The organism is Paenibacillus sp. J31P190 (assembly GCF_059692075.1).
This window is the reverse complement of sequence record NZ_JCAUAS010000059.1, coordinates 1-8,095: the sequence shown is the minus strand read 5'-3', so window position 1 is coordinate 8,095 and position 8,095 is coordinate 1. Positions and strand designations below refer to the sequence as shown.

Annotated in this window: 7 protein-coding genes and 1 pseudogene; all 8 read right to left on the bottom strand. The window is 38.2% G+C overall.

What is annotated here, in order from left to right; translation table 11 throughout:
- Positions 1–967 (bottom strand): IS110 family transposase (locus AC58U0_RS37100; RefSeq protein ID WP_497383643.1); only part of this gene is annotated, 967 nt, incomplete at its 3' end.
- 109 nt (positions 968–1,076) lie between these two features.
- Entirely contained in the window at positions 1,077–1,370 is a 294-nt protein-coding gene (locus AC58U0_RS37095; RefSeq protein WP_497383642.1) for an immunity 53 family protein, read from the bottom strand.
- A 290-nt stretch (positions 1,371–1,660) separates the two neighbouring features.
- Positions 1,661–2,584 (bottom strand): putative endonuclease domain-containing protein, encoded by a 924-nt coding sequence (locus AC58U0_RS37090; RefSeq protein WP_497383641.1) that lies wholly within the window; start codon positions 2,582–2,584, stop codon positions 1,661–1,663.
- 609 nt (positions 2,585–3,193) lie between these two features.
- Entirely contained in the window at positions 3,194–4,528 is a 1,335-nt protein-coding gene (locus AC58U0_RS37085) for a prolyl oligopeptidase family serine peptidase (RefSeq protein ID WP_497383644.1), read from the bottom strand.
- 161 nt (positions 4,529–4,689) lie between these two features.
- The gene (locus tag AC58U0_RS37080) at positions 4,690–5,568 is read right to left on the bottom strand and encodes a helix-turn-helix domain-containing protein (protein ID WP_497383640.1); all 879 of its coding nucleotides are present in this window, start codon (positions 5,566–5,568) and stop codon (positions 4,690–4,692) included.
- Positions 5,569–6,785: 1,217 nt separating this feature from the next.
- Complete coding sequence (locus AC58U0_RS37075) at positions 6,786–7,190, bottom strand: hypothetical protein (RefSeq protein ID WP_497383639.1); 405 nt, start codon at positions 7,188–7,190, stop codon at positions 6,786–6,788.
- A 99-nt stretch (positions 7,191–7,289) separates the two neighbouring features.
- Positions 7,290–7,721, bottom strand: a complete 432-nt coding sequence (locus AC58U0_RS37070) for a hypothetical protein (RefSeq protein WP_497383638.1) — start codon at positions 7,719–7,721, stop codon at positions 7,290–7,292.
- A gap of 184 nt (positions 7,722–7,905) precedes the next feature.
- Positions 7,906–8,095: pseudogene (locus AC58U0_RS37065) on the bottom strand (hypothetical protein); the annotation flags it as partial.

Here is an 8,095-nt window from a genome sequence, read left to right as displayed (position 1 = left end):
GAGCATACTGTCTAAGGTCACCAGTACTTGATAGAATGGCTGCTATGAAGATTGAACCTAGGCCTTTGATCGATCGTAGTTGATTGGCAATAGGAATTTCACTTAGCAATGTTTGAATGTTCTTTTCAATCTTTTCTAGTATTTCAACGATACGTTCAAACTCTTCTAATAACCGCCTTAAATCTTGCTTGGCTTCATGAAGAGCTGTCGTGTCTCCTACACTCTGCTTGGCTTGTGAGATAAGCTGCGCAGCTTTATGAGTACCCGTAGAACCGCCCGCTCGTTTCATATACCTTCTCCAACTTGTAATTACCTCTGGTACGGACATTGATTGAAGATCCAACGGTGAGGGCAAATCTTTAAGAGTAGCCAAGGACCGTTTGCAGGTCCAGTCTTTAAACACCGAGGTATACTCAGGAAAACGAATATCTAACCAACGGATGATCCGATTCTGTAACCTTACGCTATTCGTCACCCAAAATTCTCGGTCACTCATAATGGTACGTAACCTCTGAAAGACGGTTGCCTGTCGGGTGTATTCATAGTAATAGCCACGGCAAACTACGTCCGCGATGACAAGTGCATCTTTAGGATCACTCTTGGAAGGACAATTGTCACGATTTTCCTTGTTTCTTTTGGTTGTAGCTGGATTTACCATTACAACGTTTATTTCCTTGTCGGAAAGCCAATTAGCTAGGTTAAACCAGTAATGTCCGGTTGGCTCCATACCGATAATTAAAGTCTTCAATTGGTGCTTCTGTTGTAATTCAACCATCCAACGTTGTAATTTTTCGAATCCTTCTAAGTCGTTTGTAAATGGTAAATGTCTCTTGGCAAGTACGATACCTCGAAAGTTAGTAGCCTGTGCTACATGAATTTCCTTCGCCATGTCGATGCCTACAACAAGATGAGATGTGGAAATTCGTTCTATACGTTGATTTTGTCCATCGTTTTGTTTAAACTTCATAGTTAGAGCGCCTCCTTGATGGTATTGGGTTTCGAACCCGTGCACAAACCCATCATACCGAGGCGCTCCTTTTTTGACAAAGTCCAAATCTTAGTCATTACAGGAATGTTTAGCCCAATTCTACCCAGTCTTTGAAGATTAACAAAATTTCCCCTAAATTTTTAGGACCACCAAATCCTTCAAAGTAACCTTCTTTCAACCTACAATGTATCCAATCATGCTCGGTTCTTTCTTTGACAAGACTTTCAAATGCTTTGTTTTCTAAAATAGTTTCTTGCAAGTTTATTTTGACACTCCAACCTGGATTATCAAGCGTACTGATTTTCACTCCGTAATAGCTATGTTCCCAATCTCCGTCACACTGTGATAAATACCAGTCTTCCAACCATTCTATTATATTCAAATTGAACTCTCCCTGAATTATTTCATTTAATAATATAATTCAAAACTAATGATCAATATTCTTCCCATTACTTTAAAAAACAAAAGAGAAGCTCTGTCACGAAACAGACTCCTCAACTACAGTTACCCGTCGTATTATGAGGTCAGCCAGTTTTTACTGGTTGACCTCTTTTCATTTTAGTGGTGTATTTCTCGGTAGCCGGGGCAGATCGGTAGTTCCCCTGGGTCTGTAACCCGTCGCTAAAACTGATCGCTAAAAAAATCCCTGTTTTCAAGGGATTTTTTTATTGGTTATTTAGGCAACAAGAAACTTTTGATGGCATCAAAGCATCCTTCAATGTCTCGATTAATTTGAGTCCCTGTTATCACATTAAGTTGCCATCCATTGTTTGTTGCTATTGTTCTTTTAATTGCATCGTTATTGCGTTGTTCGACTGTCTTATGATAGTCGTGTCCATCAAGTTCAATAAGCAACTTAGTTTGTTTATGGAAATTGACAATGGCGAAGTCAAATCTGATGTTCACTTTTTTCGATTTCAAGTTAAATCTGAGAGAATAATTGTCATCTAGCTTGTAACAGAAGTAATGGTATCTCTCTGCATAAATTTCAGGAATAATTGCGGGGTTGTCAGGATGATAAAAATGTTGAAGCCAATACTCATAGAACATTTTCTCTATTGGGCTTGTTGAAAGACTTATCAGGCAATCCTTAAGACATGTTTTATGCTTTTCCTTCAGCTCTTTTTCAACATGGGTAACAGACCAAGGAATTAATTCTGAATCTTCAACAATTTCTGTCTTTTCGTTACTGTAACCATTTGTTCCATTTTCTTTTAAGCCGTAGACAATACCGAAATTTTTCATTTCTTCCCATCTGAGACCAAAGCGAACTATCTCACAAATAGGGGATTTTTTCCTTGCTAACTTCTTGTTTCTTTCGTACTTCGTTGTAAACCTTGAGATAATAAAATCTCGACCATCATCAGAAACCATCCAAAGTTGTGCTTGTTTCATTGGAGATACCCATTCGCCATTAACTTTACTTTTGTAGCCATACCACCCTTTAACATGTGGTTCTTTAAGGTATTCCAGTAGATCGCAGTACATCTGCTCAGGTGTCCAAACAAGGTTTACCCTTATATATGTATCCATATACTTCGCTATAACCCCATTTATGTGATTTTGCTCTTCTACAGAAAAATCATTAAAATTCAATTATCTCTCTCCTTTTGGCTTGTCCAAACCTAATACGGAATACACATATCGACCGAGTACGCTTATATTTATCGATTCGATAGGAAACACTATGCAAGTTGGTTAATATTAACAAATATTTTATCGCTAAAAGACCGATTTGACAATTACGAATCATTGAATTGTAAGAGGGTTGGCTACCTGATTAGGTTCTACATGTATAATTTACGGAAGTAAGGAAACCACTCCTTTGTCAGAGTGGCTTTTTATCTTTATATGCTGATGTATATTTTGTGGTCAAATTGTACTTTGTGTTTAGATACGTTGCGGTGACCCGTATCTCAAATAGGAAGCTATAATAAATAGCCGTTCCACCACGCTAATCTGCCCGTTACTTTAATGAGCAAAAAGAGGAGCTGCCGCGAGGCAAGCTCCTTCACTATCGTTCCTCGTTAGCGTAACATCAGTTACGCAAAAAAGCCCTTTAATAGGGCTTTTCAGCATTTTGAGTTGTTATCGTATCGGTAATATTCGCTGAACGGTCGGCATACAGCAGGCGCATCGCAAATATACTAAACTTCTGAAAAAGGGACCTTAACTGAGGTCCCTTTGTGTTGATCAACCATCCATTTATTTATCCAATGACTGGGTAGCCAGCCATTCCATGAGGGTTGTTTGTTTTCCGTTGATCGTAGCTTTGACTTCGTTGTTGTAGACATAAATCCAGGACCAATGACCAGAGTATTCGTACGGCGTACCGTCCGCTTTTTTGTACAAGCCCGTCGTATCCGCCACTTTATCGAATAAAGATAGGTTGACATCTTTTGCACCGGCTTGGACTAAACGGTCGTATGTAGGCACGGTGAATGCATTCGGAGGCACGATCGTATCTGTTTTGGCTGCAACAAACCAAGTTGGAAGGCTTTTCATTTTCTGGATGTCTTCATCCTTCACGAGCGTATCCCTTAAAGCTTCGCATGTCGGGATGGCAGCTGCAAAATAATCGGTGTAATCGCGAATCATCAACATCGTCATATATCCGCCGTTGGAATCTCCGCCGATGTAAATTCGATTCGAGTCAATGTCTTTGTTGTTTGCTACATAATCTTTAATAAGTGCCATAAGCGATTCCTGATATTTCGATGTACCGTCCCCAAACCCACTATTACCATCCATCCAATAAGTCGGTGTCTGAGGCGCCAAAACGTACGCACCGTCAAAATAGGATTGAATATTTTCAGAAGCAAAGTTGACCGCTTTATTTCCGGAAATCGGAATCGTCGGGTCTGTGCCGCCTTCACCCGCCCCATGAAGCCAAATAATCAAGGGATTCACATGATTGTCTTTTGCCGGCGCATAGTCTGCATAAGTCAAAGTTACGTTGTTGTATGTCGCTTTTCCGGTTGTGAATTCATCCACCAGTTCTCTGACTCCACCTGTAAACGTATTCGCGACCAATCCTGAAATTTCCTTTCCGGCATGCGTTTTTATCTCTTTTTGTTGGGTAATGGTATATTTATTTTCATTCCATGCGTTGAGTCCTGTTCCAGCCCAATCATAGTTAATGGCAGAGCCTAATGATAGAGCCGGGCCGATTTCCATCTCCAGTACGGCATATTTCCCTGTTTGGACAGCCGGCTTTCCGTCTTTATCCGAGACGTAGGCTTTGATTACTTTTCGGTTGCCTTCTTCCAAAAAGGGGGTTTTCAACCGGCTGTCACTTCTTACGACATGCACGTTGAATGTATCCGTTGTTACTGCACCTATCGGAACCGGCGTACCTAAATCGACGATAACTTTAGTGATGGCGGCTCCCCAATCTTCAATTTCCGTTACCGTCCGATAAGAGGCTGACTGCTTTTCAACGTTCTTGGCTATTGCCCCGGTGCTGAAAGAGAGGACTGTGCTGACTGCTAACGTGCATAACATGGCGGTTTTCAAGTGTTTATTGGAGCTTTTTTTCATAAACATAACAACCTACCTTCTGCATAGAGTGATGTTCTGTAAGCGCCGAATACTTGTCTATCCCTTAGGTTGAAAGCCCTTACAAATTATATTTTAGATGAATACTCCCTTGGATTCATGTCCTTTTATAACTTCTTTATCGCCCAATCCTGACATTTTGATCACGAACTTAAAGATTTGGATGCTTTATGCATTTTACGATATTGATTAGGGGTTACATGATAGACATTCTTAAACACTCTAGAATACGATTTCTCGTTCGGAAACCCGTGATCTAACGCGATCTGTAAGATCGAGTAATCACTATTCATTAAATCGGGATAAGATTTTTCAAGACGAATCGTATTAATATACTGAAGTACTGTCAAGCCTACATGTTTCATAAAAAATCGTGATAGATACTCAGGCGACAAATTAAAGGTCGTTGAAATGAGCTGAATCGATAAATCACGATGATAGTTTTCTTTTATATATTGCGTAATCAGTGTTAACCTGTCCAAATATTTCTTAGTATGGATGTTTGATCCAGTAGCTTTATCGACTTTAAAATATGTCAGCAGCATATGGATTAACTCGTAGGACAGTCCCGTAATCTTTATCGATGCTGCAGGATCTTGTTCTCTATTCGAGTAGACGCGAATGATCGATTGTAGATGATCACGCAGCTCGTCAAACCGCATTCCCCTGTTTTCGTCTTGATTTCCGATGGATATACAATCGAAGGCGATTTGATCCATGTTCGCATAGTTGGCTTTAATGAACTCATAAGGAATGAGAATCGTAACGGCTTTCCGGTCTTTTCCCACATTCACAAAAAAAGAATGGATCGCATTCGAGTTGATTAACACAATATCTCCTTGATGGGACTCATAATCTTTTCCATCGATATAAATTCGATCGATTTTACCTTTGAGAACGTACGATATTTCGATGCTTTCATGCCAATGACATGGGATAAGCGCCTTTCCGTCCGCAGTGTGAATGATAATTTTTATAGGTAAATTTTCGTCGGTTTGTACCCTTTCATATTTGTACCCCATATCATCATACTCCTTAACTATAGTTACAATAATTTCCTCAAGATAGAGTCAAAGAACATCATACCATATTCTGGGTTCATGCTTTACTTATCGTATTTTTACCCTTCTAGTAGTTGACTAGTGTATAACGCCCGATAGCAAGCAGACGCCTCTCGCTAACGAATTAAACCTCTAGGTAATGATGAGCGGAAGTCCATTTGCCTATGAAAAAATGACAAATCGTCCGTTAACGGGTTGCCAAGTATTTTAATAATAAACAAGGTCAGACGACATATCATCGTCTGACCTTGTTGTATATTTATTTATTCACATCATTGCATAAATTCTATTTTCTAATCAATTTAGAAAGTTTGTTAGTGAAAGCATCGTCAAGAAAATTACAAAAATGGTCAGAGTAGACCAGATGACTATCTTTCTCTCAAGCAAGTAACGTCTTCCTTCTTCATGCAAAGTTGCATTAAACTCCCGTTACTTCAATAAGAAAGAAGAGCTGCAATGCTGCAAGCTCTTCCGTTATCGTTCCTCGTTAGCTTAACAAAGATTTGTACCTGTTTATTATTTCTTTGTGACTTCTTGGTATGTTCTCTGGCAATTCATTTAAGTCTTCTACATAACCCATTTACTTCTCCTATCGAAGGATTTATTGTAATAGTAATTCTTTATTCCCATTGTAAATTCCTTTTTATTCCAATATCCTACCAGATAACACAATAAGGTTACCAGTCAATACGCCGGCAGCCTGTTTTAATATTGTACTATCGTTCCCCTTTAGCTTAATCAAGCAAGTCAATCTAAAACTTTATTTTCTGAGAGCCATATTACCCATATTGATTCAAAATATTAGGAAAAGGGTAAACATACGATAAGTGGGAAGTGGTATTAAAAACCAGCGAAAAACGGAATTCAATTTTAGTTTTCGAAAGGTTGTTGATTCACCATGAAAACACTAAGAAGGATAAAAAGATCGAGATTTCTGCTTCGATACTTTTTGAGTAAGACTTAGCATTAGAAGTGCATTTTTGAAATAAATCGCTTCCCACTATAAGAGGACTCTGCGATATAATTCGCGGGGTCCTCGCTTTTATGATGTTATCAATCAATTTCTCCTTTGTTATTAAGCTACCCTACCAGCTAGCTTATAAAATGAGCAGGCCACCGCAGTGCCTGCTCATCTAATGTGTGTTATTCAACTATCGTTATCCGTTAGTTGAACAATTTTATGTCTTTTTAAGAGTGATTTTTGAAAATAAAAAAGTGATTATTATAACTGACAACAGTGATATTACACTTCCAACAAATAAATCATCGTTGTATTCTTGGATTTTAAAGCCTAATGATAAAGACTGACCGTCTTCGTTTCCCGTCGGGAGATAGTACATAAAATGGTCTGCAATTAAGTCAATTAAACTAAGTACCCAAAAAAACAGAAATCCTAATAAGGCAGAGCTACCTAAAATGTAACTAATCCCACGCTGGCGTTTAGAAAACAAATTAATAAGTATAAATATAAAACTTAAAGAACCAATTATAATAAATAACTCTGTCCACTCAACATAAAGCGATTTTGTAACAAAAAGTAAAATCATTGTAACTACTACAATTAGAGCAGTAATTTTTTTCATGAAATCCCCCTAATATTACATTCTTTAACATTAGACGTTTCGTGTTTTATTTAAGTTTCATTAATAAACTATGCTGCCCAATAGCTTAACAGTATAGTTTCATCTGACCCTATACAACCTGGTCCTAGTCAATTCAATATTATTATCAACTTCCCTTATAATCTCAATATCTAGATTGTCTTTATCAAGAAGTCTAAGTAATTCAGACGTTTTCACTCTTATCTCTTCCCATATCAAATTACTTTTCAATTGATCAAAATCGGTGAAAAAATCCAACTCTTGTTCACTGCATTTCTCATCAAGAAATTTATCATAATTTTTTAGTTCCTGTAATTGGTTGTCTGAGAAAAGCCCTAAATCGAGGTAATATTGAGTCATGCCGAGATTATAATGGCTTTCGAATTCAAGAATCATATCGTCCCCTACATGTCCATAGCCCATAATATTTTTTTGCTTTTCAGCAGAAGAAGCCAACGTAACTAATGACTTAATCAGCTCATCGCAATGATACTGAACGATATCTCTATCCATAAAATCGCTCCAATCATGTGTCGTTTTCCAATTGTTCTCGGCGTAGATTCATTAGAACCCCATTTTAACACATATTGGAAGTATCCTGCCCGTTAGCACAATAGGCTGCACGCGGCAGCCGTTTTGTGTTGAACTATCGTTTCCCGTTAGTTGAATAGCATTTTCCAATTGGATTTCTATTCCTTTATTCATAACCACCCTCAGCTTTGGGTAATTCTTTATAAGAATCCTTACCCGCAACTATATGTTGGATGAATGTTCGCAATCCTAGTAGTTGCTTTGCATCGCTCGTTACGTCACAATTTTTATCTGACCAAGTAAATGTTTTTGTTTCTCCATCTACACTAATTTTCCAACTGTCTTCATTATAGGGG

What these genes read in the sequence shown, in the direction of transcription:
- AC58U0_RS37085 (WP_497383644.1), bottom strand. Translation starts at nt 4,528, where the DNA reads ATGAAAAAAAGCTCCAATAAACACTTGAAAACCGCCATGTTATGCACG.
- AC58U0_RS37080 (WP_497383640.1), bottom strand. Translation starts at nt 5,568, where the DNA reads ATGGGGTACAAATATGAAAGGGTACAAACCGACGAAAATTTACCTATA.
- AC58U0_RS37075 (WP_497383639.1), bottom strand. Translation starts at nt 7,190, where the DNA reads ATGAAAAAAATTACTGCTCTAATTGTAGTAGTTACAATGATTTTACTT.
- AC58U0_RS37070 (WP_497383638.1), bottom strand. Translation starts at nt 7,721, where the DNA reads ATGGATAGAGATATCGTTCAGTATCATTGCGATGAGCTGATTAAGTCA.